Origin of the sequence: Microbacterium meiriae (genome assembly GCF_040686935.1) — a bacterium.
Taxonomy (GTDB): domain Bacteria; phylum Actinomycetota; class Actinomycetes; order Actinomycetales; family Microbacteriaceae; genus Microbacterium; species Microbacterium meiriae.
Map to the genome: position 1 here is coordinate 93944 of NZ_JBFBMF010000001.1, position 14927 is coordinate 108870.

Sequence of the window (14927 nt, forward strand, 5' to 3'; positions counted from 1 at the left end):
TCTCGTGTTGGCACTCGGCGTCGACGGACAGCGCGCGAGGAAGCGCCTCAGTTATTGAAGCGGAACTCAGCTGAGTTGCGCCACGGATAGGCAATTCAGTCTTCCGAAACGACTGGACTCGCCTTACTTTGCCCGGACAGACCCGGCCTCAACTTGCCTCGGAGGCGGTCGTAACGCCATTCCAGCTGACGCGCACGTGCCGAGACAGACCCACAGTCTCTTGTAAGTGCAACATACATCTCACCGAAGTATGCAAGCAGGTCGTCATCCAGCCTCCGCACTCTCGTCACAGGAGCGGTCCTATCCATGAGGCCTTCGACCTGGGCGCTGTCGATTGTGGATAGGGATCGATCAAGGGCGCCAAGGTCTAGCAGCCCGCAGGCCCCCACTAGCTCCATCCCGAAATCCAAGCCCCGTGGACTCGGGGCGCGATCTTTTGGATAGCGCTCGCGCAGCAGATCGTCGAGTTCGTCGTGCGTGAGCGGCAGGTCGTTGGAGCCGGGTGCCAACGATTCCACCGGGTGGTGCTGTTCGGACTTGACCTCTCCCTCCATCGACGGGCGAGCAAGAATCCGATCAATGGCGACGAATGTCTCGTCTAGCGCCCGCCTCGCGTCGGCTGCCGCGCCGAACAACTGGTCGATCGTGCCCCGGTCCTGTTCCCCGATCGCGCGGTAGGGGGTGCCCTTATAGCGACGGGCATGCTCGAACTCCGCCCATGCGTGCCCCGCGACAGTGCGGACTTGAATCTCGAGGCCACCGAACTCCTGGAAGTACTGCTCCAACTTGCCGCCTGCTGTGAGCCAGTCGGCAGAGATGTCCTCGTTCTCGCGCGAGACCACCAGGTGCTGGCAGTCGTAGCCCCGCAGATGCGGCGGTTTGACGTCTCCCGGATTCTTGTCTTCTCCGGGCAACACCTGGAATCTTTGCCGCAACAGGTCACACGTGCGATCGCGGTCGGTGACCGAGTACGTGATCACACGGACTGCAACGATGTCAGTCATCGTCGCTCGAGGGTCGGCATATCTCTTTGCTTCCTGCTTGCGGCGAAAGGATGTAATCGACTTCGCACGTGCAGTCACATCATGAGGATTGATACCAGACTCTTCGAGGAGCCTCAATACGTAGGCTTGCATCTCGACAGCAGCAGTGGGAAGCCAGTCCCAAGCGGAGAAGTCAATCGACTCGACGGCGCTGCCCTCGCGACTTTTCGCATCGCCTTCGGCTTCGTGTCCCATGCGCACGACGATACCCGGGCGTGTTCATGTCGCGTACGAGTCCGCCCTGAAGCTCTGGGCGAGCCCAGGCTCAGTTGTTGAAGCGGAACTCCACGACGTCGCCGTCCTGCATGACGTAGTCCTTGCCCTCCAGGCGCGCCTTGCCCTTGGACCGAGCCTCCTGCACGGAACCGGTCTCGACGAGGTCGTCGAACGACACGATCTCGGCCTTGATGAAGCCCTTCTCGAAGTCGGTGTGGATGACGCCGGCGGCCTGCGGAGCCTTCGACCCCTTGGGGATGGTCCAGGCGCGGGCTTCCTTCGGACCTGCGGTGAGGTAGGTCTGCAGGCCGAGCGTGTCGAAGCCGATGCGGGCGAGCTGGTCGAGGCCCGACTCGTCCTGCCCCGTCGAAGCGAGGAGCTCGGCGGCGTCCTCGGGGTCGAGGTCCTTGAGCTCGGACTCGATCTTCGCGTCGAGGAAGATCGCCTGCGCCGGCGCGACGAGGGCGGCGAGCTCGGCCTTGCGGGCGTCGTCGGTCAGCACGGACTCGTCGACGTTGAAGACGAAGATGACGGGCTTGACCGTGAGGAGCCCGAGTTCGCGGATCGGCTCGAGGTCGAGGCCGCTGGTGGAGAGCAGAATTCCGCGCTCCAGCGCATCCTTGGCGGCCTTCGCGGCTTCGAGGACCGACGGGTCGATCTTCTTGCCCCGCACCTCCTTCTCGTACCGCGTGATGGCCTTCTCGACGGTCTGCAGGTCGGCGAGCATGAGCTCCGCGTTGATGGTCTCCATGTCCGACGCCGGGTTCACGGCACCGTCCACGTGCACGACGTCGTCGTCGGAGAACCCACGCACCACCTGGGCGATCGCGTCGGCCTCGCGGATGTTCGCGAGGAACTGGTTGCCCAGGCCCTCCCCCTCGCTCGCCCCTCGGACGATGCCCGCGATGTCGACGAACGACACGGCGGCGGGCAGGATGCGCTCGCTCCCGAAGATCTCGGCGAGCTTCTCGAGCCGCGGGTCGGGCAGGTTCACCACGCCGACGTTCGGCTCGATCGTCGCGAACGGGTAGTTCGCCGCGAGCACGTCGTTCTTGGTGAGAGCGTTGAAGAGGGTGGACTTGCCGACGTTGGGCAGGCCGACGATTCCGATAGTGAGAGCCACGGGGAACGAGTCTACCTGCGCCGCCCTCCCCCGCCTCACCCTCGCGAGCGCAGGCACCCACGCGGGATCAGGCGGCAGGGCGCGAAAAGCGCCTGATACGGCGTGGGCGCCTGTTCAGCCGCGGGTCGCGCGGAACGCCCTCGTCACGTACGGCACCTCGACCGTGTCGTCCCCGTGCAGGCCGAGCTCGTCGAACAGCGCGTCCATCTCGCGACGGATCCGGTCCTTCTCGGCCTCGTCGGCGGTGATCACGGCGCTGCGTGACGCGGCCATGCGGTGCAGGAGCTCCCGCGTCATGGGGCGCGACCACTCCCAGCGTTCCTGCGCCAAGGAGCCGAACGGCTCCGCCACCACGGGGTCGCCGGCCGCGAGCATGATCTCGGCGTTGCTGCCGTGCATGATGTCGGTGAGCCGCCGCACCCAGTCCACGCGCTCGTCACGGAGGTTCCAGACGAGTCCCAGTACACCGCCCGGCCGCACCGCACGACCGATCTCCGCGGATGCGGCGACGGGCTCGACCCAGTGCCATGCCTGGCCGAGCACCACGGCGTCCACGCTCGCGTCCGGCAGTGGGAGCTCCTCGGCGGTCCCGACGAAAGTGGGGACCCCTGGTACGGCCTCGCGAAGCGCGGCGAGCATCGCGGGGTCCGGGTCGATCGCCACGACCTCGGCGTCCGCAGCCGCGACGAGCGCCCGCGTGAGCTTGCCGGTCCCGGCGCCGACGTCGGCGACCCGACGCGCACCGTCCGCCATCGGTTCCAACATCCAGGCGACCGCCTCGAACGGGTACTCGGGCCGTCCGGCCTCGTAGCTTCCGGCCGCCGCACCGAAGGACCTCGCCAGTTCGTCCGCCATGTGGCCAGCATACGGCGAGCCTGCACAGCGACGTCGGAGGCCCGGGAGAGAGTGAGGACGTGCCACTGGACTTCACTGCGATCGACTTCGAGACCGCGAACTCCAGCCCGGCCTCCGCGTGTTCCGTGGGACTCGTGCGGGTGCGGGACGGGGAGGTCGTCGCCACCGCGAACTGGCTGATCCAGCCTCCGCCCGGCCATGACGAGTTCCAGGAGTGGAACGTCCGCATCCACGGCATCCGCCCCGAGCACGTGCTCTCGGCGGCCACGTGGGTCGACCAGTTCGAACGGCTCTGCGCCTTCGCCGGAGCCGACGTGCTCGTGGCTCACAACGCCGGCTTCGACCTCAACGTGCTGCGTCGGGCGACGGAGGTCACGGGCCAGATCTGCCCGCCGTACCGTTCGCTGTGCAGCCTCCAGGTGGCGCGGAAGACCTATCAGCTCGACTCGTACCGCCTTCCGCTCGCCGCCGCGGCGGCAGGGTATGCGGAGTTCTCGCATCACGACGCGCTCGCGGATGCGCTCGCCTGCGCACAGATCATCGTCGACGCGGCCGCCCGCGCCGGCGCCTTCGACGTGTTCGGGCTCGCCGACGCCCTCGGGCTCCGCGTCACCGAGCCCGCCGTGCCGGCGCTGGAGCGCGCCGTCGCCTGACGCGCCTCGCCGCCTCCCGGCGATGTCGGAGGCCCTCGGCATCATGGAGCCATGGATGCCCTGTCGATCGTTCTCCTGCTCGTGGCCCTCGCCGCGGGCGTCGCTCTCGGCTGGTTCCTCCGAGCCGGACGGAGCGCCGCCGACATCGCGCGCACGCAGGCTGAGCTCGCGGCGGCGCGAGACGACCGCGACCGCCAGTACGACCTCTACCGGGACGCGGTCGAACACGCCCGCTCCGAGCAACGGGCGGAAGCGCAGCGTGTCCAGCAGCAGAACGCCGTGCTGCAGGCCCTGGCGCCGGTGCGCGAGAGCCTTCAGCAGATGCAGTCCAAGGTCGCTGCGATCGAGAGCGAACGGCAGGCGCAGTTCGGCACACTCGCCGAGCAGCTCCGACGTGCCCAGGAGTCCGATGAAGCGCTCCGCGCGACGACCGAGTCGCTCGCGGGCGCGCTGCGCTCCACGTCCACGCGCGGCGTGTGGGGGGAGACCCAGCTGCGGCGCGTCGTCGAGGCCGCGGGGCTGACCAGACACGTCGACTTCGACCTGCAGGCGACGATCACCTCCGACCGCGGCCAGGGGCGCCCCGACATGGTCGTCCGCCTGCCGGGCGGCACGTCGATCGCCGTGGACGCGAAGGTGCCGCTCGACGCCTATCTCGAGGCGTCGGCGCTGCCCGCAGGCGACGCCCACGAACCGCAGCGTCGTGCCCACATGCAGAAACACGTCCGTGCGGTCCGCGCGCACGTCGACGCCCTCGCCAAGAAGGCCTACTGGTCAGGCCTCGACGCGAGCCCGGAGTTCGTCATCTGCTTCCTGCCGAGCGAGTCGCTGCTGGCCGCCGCCATCGACGAGGACCCGACGCTGCTCGACTACGCCTTCAGCCGCCGCGTGGCGCTCGCCTCCCCCGTGAACCTCTGGGCGGTCCTCAAGACGGTCGCGTACACGTGGACGCAGCAGGAGGTGTCCACCGAGGCCCGGAGTCTGCTGGCGCTCGGCACGCAGCTGTACGACCGCCTCGGCACGCTCGCGGGTCATGCCGACGACCTGCGGCGGGCGATCGAACGTACGGTCGACAGCTACAACCGCTTCGCCGGATCCCTGGAGTCCCGGGTTCTCGTCACCGCCCGCCAGTTCCCCGGCGTCGATGCGGAGGCCTTGGCACCGGTGCCGGCGATCACCGCGGACGGACGGCGCTTCACCGCGCCGGAGCTCCTGGTCCCGACCGAGGCCGAAGACGCCGCCGACGCGATGCAGGCTGATGTCGGCGAGGTTCGCGCGCGTCTGGATCACGCCGCCGCGCTTCCCGACCGGGAGGACTGACAGCGGCGACGGATCGACCGGCCGCGAGGGCGTCAGGCGACGCCGGGAACGCCGCTGAGCAGCAGGATGACGAGGCCGCTCGTAGCGAGGAAGGCGCCGATCATCCACCAGGCACTGACCTCGTGCCCCTCGGCGCGGCGGACGCGGAACAGCACGTCGGCGCGCCGAGCCGGGTCGACGGCCGGCTGCGCGACGGGTGCCGGCGGGGCCACGGCCGCCGCCTCGGCATCGGCGCTCACCCGGAGGATGCGTCCGGTGTTCGTCGTGATGATCTTGGTCGGCGCGGCGCTCTTCGAGCCGCTCGTGTGCTGCGTTGTCATGCGTTCGCCCTCCTGTGCCTGCGGTGCCTGGCGGCTCCGTCGACGGCGACAAACCCAGTGACAATTGTGACACGGCGGCTCGCCGAACCGGGGCCGACCTGTGGAGGAGGCGATACCGGGTCGGTAACGATGGCGGGAATCCTGCCCACGATCATCACCGCGAGAGAGGCCTCACAGCCACTTCGAGACGAGGTGCTCCGACGCGATGCGGCGCAGAGTGCCGGAGGCTCCTCGCAGGACCACGCTCTCGGTGTAGACGTAGCCGCGCTCGCGCCGCACACCGGCCACGAGCTGGCCGTCCGTGACACCCGTCGCGACGAAGATCGTGTTGTTCCCCTGCACGAGGTCGTCGGCTTCGTAGACCTTGTCCATGTCGAGCCCCGCGTCGATGCCGCGCTGGCGCTCGTCGTCGTCCCGCGGCCAGAGCCGACCCTGGATATGACCGCCGAGGGCCTTGATCGCACACGCGGTGACGATGCCCTCGGGGCTGCCGCCGACCCCCACGCACATGTCCGTGCGGGCGTCGTGCCGGGCGGCGTTGATGCCGCCGGCGACATCGCCGTCGCTCATGAGGCGGGTTCCGGCTCCGGCGTCGCGGATCTCCTGGATGAGCTGCTCGTGCCGGGGGCGGTTGAGCACCGACACCACGATCTCGTCCACCGGCTTGTCCAGCGCACCGGCGAGCTTGCGGATGTTCTCGCCGATGGGGAGACGGATGTCCACCACACCGACGCCGGCGGGCCCCGTGACGAGCTTGTCCATGTAGAAGACGCTGGAGGCGTCGAGCATGGTGTCGCGGTCGGACACGGCGATCACCGAGAGGGCGTTCTGCCGCCCGGCGGCGGTCAGCGACGTGCCGTCGATGGGGTCCACCGCGATGTCGCAGAGGGGCCCGCGACCGGTCCCGACGACCTCGCCGTTGAAGAGCATCGGGGCGTTGTCCTTCTCGCCCTCGCCGATCACCACGCGGCCCTGGAAGTCGACCGTCCCGAGGAAGGCCCGCATGGCGTCGACGGCCGCACCGTCAGCGGCCTCCTTCGCCCCGCGGCCGATGAACGGCACGGCTCGGATCGCCGCCGCCTCGGTCGCGCGCACCAACTCCATCGCGAGGTTCCGGTCGGGACGCAGCGGACTCAGGTCGGCAGTCAGACTCACCATGATTCCCAGCCTAGCCACGAGGAGGGCACCGATCGGCTCGTTTTCCGCTCGCGGGCTATGAAGAAATCGCACTTCTTAACGCCGACGAAGGAGAACCACCGCCACGGCGTGCCTCGCCCTGCCGACGCCGCACACCCGCCCCGATAGAGTGGCAGCTGTCCCGGCTTCACCTACCGCAGGAGTTCTCATGCCCGTCGCCACCCCGGATCAGTACGCCGACATGCTCGACCGCGCGAAGGCAGGCGGCTTCGCGTACCCCGCGTTCAACGTCTCGAGCTCGCAGACGATCAACGCCGTCCTCCAGGGCCTGACCGAGGCCGGCTCCGACGGCATCATCCAGGTCACCACCGGTGGCGCCGACTACTTCGCCGGCCACACGGTCAAGGCGCGCGCGACCGGCGCCCTCGCCTTCGCCCGCTACGCCACCGAGGTCGCCAAGAACTACCCGGTCACCGTCGCCCTGCACACCGACCACTGCCCGAAGGACGCCCTCGCGGGCTTCGTCGAGCCGCTCATCGCCGCCTCGGAGGAAGAGGTCAAGGCCGGCCGCAACCCGATCTTCCAGTCCCACATGTGGGACGGCTCGGCGGTCCCGCTCGCCGAGAACATCGAGATCGCCAAGGAGCTGCTCCCCCGCATGAAGGCCATCAACGCCATCCTCGAGGTCGAGATCGGCGTCGTCGGCGGCGAGGAGGACGGCGTGCAGCACGAGGGCTCGAACGAGGCCCTCTACACGACCTTCGCCGACGTGGACCAGGCCGTGCAGGCACTGGGCCTCGGCGAGCAGGGCCGGTACATCGCCGCCCTCACCTTCGGAAACGTGCACGGCGTGTACAAGCCGGGCGGCGTGAAGCTGCGTCCCGAGCTTCTCGGGGAGATCCAGGCCGAGGTCGCCGCGAAGTACAACACCGGCGCCAAGCCCCTCGACCTCGTCTTCCACGGCGGCTCCGGTTCGACCGACGAGGAGATCGCGCTCGCGGTCGCCAACGGTGTCATCAAGATGAACATCGACACCGACACGCAGTACGCCTACACCCGTGCCATCGCCGACTACATGTTCAAGAACTACGACGGCGTGCTGAAGGTCGACGGCGAGGTCGGCAACAAGAAGCAGTACGACCCGCGCGCCTGGGGCAAGATCGCCGAGACGGCCATGGCCGCCCGCGTGGTCGAGTCGACCCGTCAGCTCGGCTCGTACGGCCAGTCGAAGAGCTGACCGTCCGCACGAACACGAAGGGGCCCGGCATCATGCCGGGCCCCTTTCGTGTCTGCGCGCGGGGTCAGCGGGTCCCGGTCGCCTGGTCGAGGTAGGCGATGAAGGCCGGATCGCCCATCATCGGTACGACGAGACAGAAGGCGGCGATGCCCACCGTGACCACCGCCCCGACGACCGGGAGCCACCATGTGACGCGGCCACGGCGCAGGCGACGGATGGACAGCGCCGCGGTGACGCACCACCCGACAGCGAGCACCACGGCGGCGATGGTCCCCCACATGCGGCCCGCGGCGTAATTCGTGAACTCGCCCTCGATGCCCAGCATGCCCATGGTCTGGTTCATGACGGGAACGATGTCGAGGTAGGACAGACCGGTCACCACGACGTTGACGAGGCCGTAGGCGAGGAGTGCGATCGTCGCGAACCTGTCCACAGGGTGGGGGCGCGCCGGAGCGGACGGCTGCGGTGCGGCCGACGGGGCCGGCGCCGGGGACGGCGCCGTCGGTGCGACCACCTCCGCCAGGGGTGGAAGACCCGCGGCCCTCCGCTGCTCCTCCGGCGTGGCGAGTTCCCCGTAACGGGGGCGCTGGTCGGTCATCCCGCCATGGTATCGGCAGCGGCTCAGCGGGCCGTTCAGGAAACCGGGCCCCAACCGATAGCGGCCCCGGAGAAGTGGGGACTTCTCGGGGCCGCGGACGTGGAGCGCTGGGGACGCTCCTCATCCCGTTGGTCGCCGGCGCTGGGGACGCCGTAGGCGATCAGTAGGGCGTTGTCAGCCGCTACGTCTCCGATCATAGGGAACCCGCGATGCCCGCACCAGGCCCCGGAATTCAGATGGTGAACTCCGCGTCCGGCCCGTCGGTGTCGAGGGCATCCGCCCCCAGCTGCAGCGAGAGCCGCCGCGCCGTGCGTTGCAGGTTCGACACCAGTCGGCGGTTGACGACGGCCCGGTCGGCGGGCAGGGAGACCGCCAGCGACGCCGTGACACCGGGCGCGATGACGGGCACCGCGACGCACGTCGCGCCGATCGCGTACTCCTCCCGGTCGACCGCCCACCCCGGCGTCTGCTCGAGCTGGGTGAGGAGGGTCCGCCGATCGCTGATCGTCCGCGGCGTGAGCTCTTCGAGCCGGTGCCGGGAGAGGTAGTCCAGGCGATCCTCCTCGGAGAGCGCCGCGAGGATCTGCTTGCCGAGCGCGGTGGCGTGGGCACTGGCGTGCAGTCCCACCCAGAGCTCGATGCGCGGATTCCGCACGGAGTCCACGATGTCGACGAGGTGCATCTCCCCGTCCGCGTATCGGGAGAGGTAGGCCGTGGCGCCGACGTCCTCCGTCACTGCGCGCAGCGCGGCGCGCACCCGCGCCAGGAACACCCCGCGCGAGTCGATCTGCTGCTGGAACGACGGAAATCGGCCTCCCAGCACGAGTCCGTCCGGCTCTGCGCTCAGATACCCCTCATGCACCAGCGTGCGCACGAGGTTGTAGGTCGTTCCCGGCGTGAGTCCCGTGATCGACGAGAGCATCTTGGCCGGAAGAGGCCGTGGGGAGTTGGCGACGATGTCGACGAGGCGGAGCGCGCGTTGCACGGACCCGATGAGGGTCGGCTCCGCCTCCGCGGCGTTCACCGCTACGCACCCCCTCCAGCGGAGGCGCGGCCGCCGAGGGCGCGCGCGTCGCGCTGACCCGCGGCATCCTGACGGAGCTCCTTCGGCAGCGAGAACATGAGGTCCTCCTCCGCCGTCTTGACCTCTTCCACGTCGCGGTACCCGGCATCGCCGATCGCGTCGAGCACCTCGCGCACGAGAACCTCGGGCACCGACGCACCGCTGGTGACGCCCACGGTCTCCACCCCGTCGAGCCACTCCTGGCGGATCTCCTCGGCGTAGTCCACGCGGTAGGCGGCCTTGGCGCCGTACTCGAGGGCGACCTCGACGAGCCGGACGCTGTTGGACGAGTTGGCCGATCCGACCACGATCACGAGATCGGCGCCCTGGGCGACCTTCTTGATGGCGACCTGCCGGTTCTGCGTGGCGTAGCAGATGTCGTCGGACGGCGGGTTGTGCAGCTCGGGGAAGCGGGTGCGGAGCCTGTTCACCGTCTCCATCGTCTCGTCGACCGAGAGCGTCGTCTGCGACAGCCACACGACCTTCGACGGGTCCTTCACCTGCACGGTGTCGGCCTCTTCCGGTGAGTTCACGACGGTGACGTGGTCCGGGGCCTCCCCCGCGGTTCCCTCGACCTCCTCGTGGCCGTCGTGGCCGATGAGCAGGATCTCGAAGTCGTCCCGGGCGAAGCGCACGGCCTCGCGGTGGACCTTGGTGACGAGCGGGCAGGTCGCGTCGATCGCGTGCAGGCCGCGATCCGATGCGGCATTGACGACGGCCGGGGAGACGCCGTGCGCGCTGAAGACGACGTGCGCCCCCTCGGGCACCTCGTCGACCTCTTCGACGAAGATCGCGCCCTTGGCCTCGAGCTCCGTCACGACGTGGATGTTGTGCACGATCTGCTTGCGGACGTACACGGGGGCGCCGTAGCGCTCGAGCGCCTTCTCCACAGCGACCACCGCGCGGTCCACCCCTGCACAGTATCCGCGGGGGGCGGCGAGCAGGACGCGCTTGTGTCCGGGCACCGGGTTATCCTGAAGCCGCCCGGCCGCGGCGCGCACTCGTGGGATGCGAGGAGCGGGAAGATGAACGGCAGTCGAAGTCACCCCTCGATTCTACCGTCGCCCGGCTGGACGGGGCCGGTGAGTGCGCGGGCAGGAACGGGAGCAGATGACAGTCTTCGAAGCGGCGACAGGACCGGGCGAGACGCCACCGGCGGATGCCGTGGCCCCGCGCGACTCCACCGCCCAGGCGCCGACGTCCGTGGCCCGACTGAACGCCACCATCCGCGACTTCGTGGCCCGCTGGAACACGGTCTGGGTCGAGGGCGAGATCACCTCCTGGAACGTCCGCGCCGGGAACGTCTTCGCCCGCCTCAAGGACACCCGCTCCGACGCGCAGATCTCCATCCGCGTCTGGTCGAGCGTGCGCGGCCGCATCCCCGCCGACCTGGGTGTGGGCGATCACGTCGTCGCCGCCGTCAAGGCCGACTACTTCGTCCGCTCCGGCGACTTCAGCTTCGCGGTCTCCGCCATGAAGCACGTCGGGCTCGGCGACCAGCTCGAACGCCTGGAGCGGCTGCGCGTGCAGCTCCGCCAGGAAGGCCTCTTCGACCCCGCCCGCAAGAAGCGCCTGCCGTTCCTCCCCCACGTCATCGGCCTCATCACCGGCGAGCGCTCGGACGCCGAGAAGGACGTGCACCGCAACGCCGAGCTGCGGTGGCCGCAGGTACGGTTCAAGACCGCGTACGCCGCCGTACAGGGCGACCGCTGCGTGCCGGACACCCTGGCCGCGTTGGCCCGTCTCGACGCAGACCCCGAGGTCGACGTCATCATCATCGCGCGCGGCGGCGGCGACCCGCAGACCCTCCTCGGCTTCAGCGACGAGCGCCTGGTCCGCGCCGTCGCGGCGGCCTCCACGCCGGTGGTCAGCGCCATCGGCCATGAGAACGACCATCCCCTCCTCGACGACGTCGCCGATCTGCGCGCGTCGACGCCGACCGACGCCGCCAAGCGCGTCGTTCCGGACGTCGGTGAGCAGCGCGCGCTCATCGCGCAGCTCCGGTCCCGCGCCACGACGCGCCTCACCCAGCGCCTCTCGCACGACATCGCCCAGCTGGAGCAGCTGCGGTCCCGTCCCGTGCTGCGCTCGCCCGCTCCGATCATCGACACGCGCGCGCAGGAGACCTTCCTGCTCCTCGCCCGTGGCCGCGACGCGGTCACCCGGCAGCTCGATGACGCCGGCCGCCGGACCAGCGAGTTGCGCGCCTCACTGCGCGCCCTGTCCCCCGCCGCGACCCTGGCCCGCGGCTACGCGATCGCACACCTCGAGGGCGGTGTCATCCTCCGCGATGCAGCCGATGCGCCCGCGGGCAGTGCGCTGACGCTCACGGTGGACCGAGGGTCGTTGGCGGTGCGCTCGGAGGGCGAGATCGCGGAGGACGCCTGAGCGGGAGGCGTCCGAGGCACGACGTAGGATGGAGGAGTGAGCGCCGTGAACGACACCCCCGTGGACACGCTGTCGTTCGAGGCGGCCCGTGACGAGCTCGTGCGGGTCGTCGCCGAGCTCGAACAGGGGGCACCGACCCTCGAGCACTCGCTCGCACTCTGGGAGCGCGGCGAGGCCCTGGCCGCCCGTTGCGAGGAGTGGCTGCTCGGCGCGAAGCGCCGGCTCGAGGCCGCTCGCACCGCCACCGCCGACGAGAGCGACGCGTCATGAGCAAGGGCCCCGCGATCAACGCCGACCTCGGTCGGCCGGAGACACCTGACGAGACCGCCGCGCGCAAGGCCGCGTCGAGCAAGGCCTATCGGTCGAGCCAGACGGTCCGCAACCTCGTCGCCGCCCTCGTGGTGACCCTCGCGGTCGTCGTCGTCATCATCGCGCTCGTCCCCCGCGGTGAGCCGGTCGCGGCGAAGCCGATCGACGTGGCCGCCATCGCCGCGGACGTCGAGTCGTCCATGGGCAGCCCGGCTATCGTTCCCGAGACCGACGAGTTCTGGCGGGTGAACGCGGCCGAACTCCAGAGCGGCGCCCCCGTGGTCTGGGAGGTCACCCTCGCGCCCGCGGCGCAGGATGAGCGCGGATTCATCAAGCTCGCCCAGGCCTTCGACGCCGACGCCTCCTGGGCCCCGCAGCGGCTGAACGGCGTCGCCCCGACCGACACCGTGCGCATCGGCGGCCGGGAGTGGGACGTCTACCAGCCCGGCTCCGCCAGCGCCGAGGCGAACGTCACCTATGCCCTCGGCACTCAGGCCGGCGACGACTACGTGCTCCTCTACGGCTCCCGCTCCGCGGACTCCACCGCCGAGCTCGCGGAGTCGCTCATCCCCCAGATCCGCACCGTCTCGGAGGCCCGATGACCCACCCGCTGACCCCCGCCGCCGCCTGGAAGCAGATGCAGGACGGCAACCGTCGCTTCGTCCGCGACGAGCCCCAGCACCCGAACCAGAACGTCGACCGTCGCAAGGACCTCACCGCGGCCCAGCACCCCGTCGCGACGCTGTTCGGCTGCTCGGACTCCCGTCTCGCCGCCGAGATCATCTTCGACCTCGGCCTCGGCGACCTGTTCGTCGTGCGCAACGCCGGACAGGTGATCGGCGAGTCGATCGTGGCGAGCCTGGAGTACGCGGTCGCCGTTCTCGAGGTGCCGCTCATCGTGGTCCTCGCGCACGACTCCTGCGGTGCGGTGCGTGCCGCCATCGACGGCACGGCCATCGACGCCGACCCGCTCCCCCCGCACATCTGGAAGCTCATCGCGCCGATCGTCCCTGCCGCCCGCAAGGTCCTCGCGGAGAGCGGTGGCGGCACGGTGGCCGACATCGATGCGGAGCTCGTCGGCCGCGAGCACCTGCGCAACACCGTCAACGACCTGCTGCAGTCGTCCGAGATCATCAGCAACGCCGTCGCCGAAGGCCGTCTCGGCATCGTCGGCGCCAACTATCGTCTGGCCGAGGGCGAGGCAGCGCCCGTCGTCACGGTCGGCATCGAAGCCGAGGGGATCGACCCCGCAACCAAGGAGGGTTCGGAATGACCGACACCGAGTACCGCATCGAACACGACACCATGGGTGAGGTGCGAGTGCCCGTGAACGCGCTCTACGGGGCGCAGACGCAGCGCGCCGTGGAGAACTTCCCGATCTCCGGCAAGGGCCTGGAGTCGACGCAGATCGCCGCACTCGCGCGTATCAAGAAGGCCGCCGCCCTGGCCAACAAGGAGCTCGGCACCCTCGACGGCGCCATCGCCGATGCCATCGCGCAGGCCGCCGACCAGGTCGCATCCGGCGCACACGACGGCGAGTTCCCGGTCGACACCTACCAGACCGGCTCCGGCACCTCGTCGAACATGAACATGAACGAGGTCCTGGCGACGCTCGCGAGCCGCATCCTCGGATCGACCGTGCACCCCAACGACCACGTGAACGCCTCGCAGTCGTCGAACGACGTGTTCCCGACCTCGGTGCACATCGCGGTCACCCAGGCGCTCATCGACACCCTGATCCCCGCGCTCGACCACCTCGCGGTCGCGCTCGAGGCCAAGGCGGAGCTCTGGAAGGACGCGGTCAAGTCCGGCCGCACGCACCTCATGGACGCGACGCCCGTCACGCTCGGCCAGGAGTTCGGCGGGTACGCCCGTCAGATCCGCCTGGGCATCGAGCGCGTGCAGTCGGCGCTCCCCCGCGTGGCCGAGGTACCGCTGGGCGGCACGGCCGTCGGCACCGGGATCAACACTCCCCTCGGATTCCCGCAGAAGGTCATCGAGCTGCTGGCGGCCGAGACCGAGCTGCCGATCACCGAGGCGAAGGACCACTTCGAGGCGCAGGCGAACCGCGACGGTCTCGTCGAGGCCTCCGGCGCGCTCCGCACGATCGCCGTGTCGCTCACGAAGATCAACAACGACCTGCGCTGGATGGGCTCCGGCCCCAACACCGGTCTCGGCGAGCTGCACATCCCCGACCTGCAGCCGGGGTCGTCGATCATGCCGGGCAAGGTCAACCCCGTCGTGCCCGAGGCCGTGCTCATGGTGTGCGCGCGGGTCATCGGCAACGACGCCACGGTCGCCTGGGCCGGCGCCTCCGGCTCGTTCGAGCTGAACGTCGCCATCCCGGTCATGGGCACCGCGGTGCTCGAGTCGATCCGTCTGCTGTCGAACGCCTCGCGGGTGCTCGCAGACAAGACGATCGACGGCCTGCAGGCGAACGTCGAGCGGGCGGCGGCCTTCGCGGGTATGAGCCCGTCGATCGTGACGCCCCTGAACAAGCTCATCGGCTACGAAGCCGCGGCGAAGATCGCCAAGCACTCGGTCGCCAAGGGCATCACGGTCCGTGACGCCGTGATCGACCTCGGCTACGTCGAGCGCGGCGAGCTCACCCTCGAGCAGCTGGACGAGAAGCTCGACCTGCTGTCGATGACCCACCCGGGCTGAT

The 14927-nt window shown here is 69.7% G+C and carries 16 protein-coding genes; 8 read left to right on the top strand and 8 right to left on the bottom strand.

The window, feature by feature from the left end; genetic code table 11:
• Positions 1-95: 95 nt before the first annotated feature.
• The 3 genes from AB0P08_RS00445 to AB0P08_RS00455 all read right to left on the bottom strand — a co-directional run bounded on the left by AB0P08_RS00445 (position 96) and on the right by AB0P08_RS00455 (position 3237).
• Positions 96-1238 carry a GTP pyrophosphokinase gene (locus AB0P08_RS00445; protein ID WP_363587432.1) on the bottom strand — a complete coding sequence of 381 codons (1143 nt, stop codon included), beginning with the start codon at positions 1236-1238 and terminating at the stop codon, positions 96-98.
• A 70-nt stretch (positions 1239-1308) separates the two neighbouring features.
• Positions 1309-2382: a redox-regulated ATPase YchF gene (gene ychF / locus AB0P08_RS00450; RefSeq protein ID WP_187663609.1), complete on the bottom strand. Its 1074-nt coding sequence runs from the start codon at positions 2380-2382 to the stop codon at positions 1309-1311.
• A 114-nt stretch (positions 2383-2496) separates the two neighbouring features.
• Complete coding sequence (locus AB0P08_RS00455) at positions 2497-3237, bottom strand: class I SAM-dependent methyltransferase (RefSeq protein ID WP_363587434.1); 741 nt, start codon at positions 3235-3237, stop codon at positions 2497-2499.
• 59 nt (positions 3238-3296) lie between these two features.
• Between AB0P08_RS00455 and AB0P08_RS00460 the strand changes: the two genes are divergently transcribed.
• Positions 3297-3890, top strand: coding sequence for an exonuclease domain-containing protein (locus AB0P08_RS00460; protein WP_363587436.1), 594 nt, complete (start codon positions 3297-3299; stop codon positions 3888-3890).
• A 51-nt stretch (positions 3891-3941) separates the two neighbouring features.
• A complete protein-coding gene (locus AB0P08_RS00465) occupies positions 3942-5210 on the top strand; it encodes a DNA recombination protein RmuC (protein WP_363587438.1) in 1269 nt (422 codons plus the stop codon).
• 32 nt (positions 5211-5242) lie between these two features.
• On the opposite strand, the gene AB0P08_RS00470 is transcribed toward AB0P08_RS00465, so the two are convergent.
• Together AB0P08_RS00470 and glpX are read right to left on the bottom strand one after the other, a co-directional pair.
• On the bottom strand, positions 5243-5530 hold the full coding sequence (locus AB0P08_RS00470) for a hypothetical protein (protein ID WP_187663605.1): 288 nt from the start codon (positions 5528-5530) through the stop codon (positions 5243-5245).
• 171 nt (positions 5531-5701) lie between these two features.
• Positions 5702-6688: a class II fructose-bisphosphatase gene (glpX, locus tag AB0P08_RS00475; protein WP_060922697.1), complete on the bottom strand. Its 987-nt coding sequence runs from the start codon at positions 6686-6688 to the stop codon at positions 5702-5704.
• 187 nt (positions 6689-6875) lie between these two features.
• Here glpX and fbaA point away from each other — a divergent pair, with 187 nt between their 5' ends.
• Complete coding sequence (fbaA, locus tag AB0P08_RS00480; RefSeq protein ID WP_187663604.1) at positions 6876-7904, top strand: class II fructose-bisphosphate aldolase; 1029 nt, start codon at positions 6876-6878, stop codon at positions 7902-7904.
• 64 nt (positions 7905-7968) lie between these two features.
• Here fbaA and AB0P08_RS00485 read toward each other — a convergent pair whose 3' ends face one another.
• From AB0P08_RS00485 to AB0P08_RS00495, 3 genes are all read right to left on the bottom strand, one after another.
• Positions 7969-8502 carry a DUF6264 family protein gene (locus AB0P08_RS00485; RefSeq protein ID WP_363587440.1) on the bottom strand — a complete coding sequence of 178 codons (534 nt, stop codon included), beginning with the start codon at positions 8500-8502 and terminating at the stop codon, positions 7969-7971.
• Positions 8503-8734: 232 nt separating this feature from the next.
• Entirely contained in the window at positions 8735-9526 is a 792-nt protein-coding gene (locus AB0P08_RS00490) for an IclR family transcriptional regulator (RefSeq protein WP_187663602.1), read from the bottom strand.
• 2 nt (positions 9527-9528) lie between these two features.
• Entirely contained in the window at positions 9529-10575 is a 1047-nt protein-coding gene (locus tag AB0P08_RS00495) for a 4-hydroxy-3-methylbut-2-enyl diphosphate reductase (protein ID WP_187664117.1), read from the bottom strand.
• Positions 10576-10675: 100 nt separating this feature from the next.
• On the opposite strand from AB0P08_RS00495, the gene xseA reads away from it, so the two are divergent.
• From xseA to AB0P08_RS00520, 5 genes are read left to right on the top strand one after another with little or no spacing between them, the layout of a single operon-like run.
• Positions 10676-11953, top strand: a complete 1278-nt coding sequence (xseA, locus tag AB0P08_RS00500; protein ID WP_315638493.1) for an exodeoxyribonuclease VII large subunit — start codon at positions 10676-10678, stop codon at positions 11951-11953.
• 36 nt (positions 11954-11989) lie between these two features.
• Positions 11990-12223, top strand: coding sequence for an exodeoxyribonuclease VII small subunit (locus AB0P08_RS00505; RefSeq protein WP_187663600.1), 234 nt, complete (start codon positions 11990-11992; stop codon positions 12221-12223).
• Positions 12220-12864, top strand: coding sequence for a DUF4245 family protein (locus AB0P08_RS00510; RefSeq protein WP_187663599.1), 645 nt, complete (start codon positions 12220-12222; stop codon positions 12862-12864). The genes AB0P08_RS00505 and AB0P08_RS00510 overlap by 4 nt, the downstream gene beginning before the upstream one ends.
• Entirely contained in the window at positions 12861-13535 is a 675-nt protein-coding gene (locus AB0P08_RS00515) for a carbonic anhydrase (RefSeq protein WP_187663598.1), read from the top strand. Before AB0P08_RS00510 ends, AB0P08_RS00515 begins: the two co-directional genes overlap by 4 nt.
• On the top strand, positions 13532-14926 hold the full coding sequence (locus AB0P08_RS00520; protein WP_187663597.1) for a class II fumarate hydratase: 1395 nt from the start codon (positions 13532-13534) through the stop codon (positions 14924-14926). Before AB0P08_RS00515 ends, AB0P08_RS00520 begins: the two co-directional genes overlap by 4 nt.
• Position 14927: the final 1 nt, after the last annotated feature.

Excerpts from the sequence above, each read along its gene's own strand:
- AB0P08_RS00445 (WP_363587432.1), bottom strand. The coding sequence starts at position 1,238 with ATGGGACACGAAGCCGAAGGCGATGCGAAAAGTCGCGAGGGCAGCGCC.
- AB0P08_RS00455 (WP_363587434.1), bottom strand. The coding sequence starts at position 3,237 with ATGGCGGACGAACTGGCGAGGTCCTTCGGTGCGGCGGCCGGAAGCTAC.
- AB0P08_RS00465 (WP_363587438.1), top strand. The coding sequence starts at position 3,942 with ATGGATGCCCTGTCGATCGTTCTCCTGCTCGTGGCCCTCGCCGCGGGC.
- AB0P08_RS00470 (WP_187663605.1), bottom strand. The coding sequence starts at position 5,530 with ATGACAACGCAGCACACGAGCGGCTCGAAGAGCGCCGCGCCGACCAAG.
- glpX (WP_060922697.1), bottom strand. The coding sequence starts at position 6,688 with ATGGTGAGTCTGACTGCCGACCTGAGTCCGCTGCGTCCCGACCGGAAC.
- fbaA (WP_187663604.1), top strand. The coding sequence starts at position 6,876 with ATGCCCGTCGCCACCCCGGATCAGTACGCCGACATGCTCGACCGCGCG.
- AB0P08_RS00485 (WP_363587440.1), bottom strand. The coding sequence starts at position 8,502 with ATGACCGACCAGCGCCCCCGTTACGGGGAACTCGCCACGCCGGAGGAG.
- xseA (WP_315638493.1), top strand. The coding sequence starts at position 10,676 with ATGACAGTCTTCGAAGCGGCGACAGGACCGGGCGAGACGCCACCGGCG.
- AB0P08_RS00510 (WP_187663599.1), top strand. The coding sequence starts at position 12,220 with ATGAGCAAGGGCCCCGCGATCAACGCCGACCTCGGTCGGCCGGAGACA.
- AB0P08_RS00515 (WP_187663598.1), top strand. The coding sequence starts at position 12,861 with ATGACCCACCCGCTGACCCCCGCCGCCGCCTGGAAGCAGATGCAGGAC.
- AB0P08_RS00520 (WP_187663597.1), top strand. The coding sequence starts at position 13,532 with ATGACCGACACCGAGTACCGCATCGAACACGACACCATGGGTGAGGTG.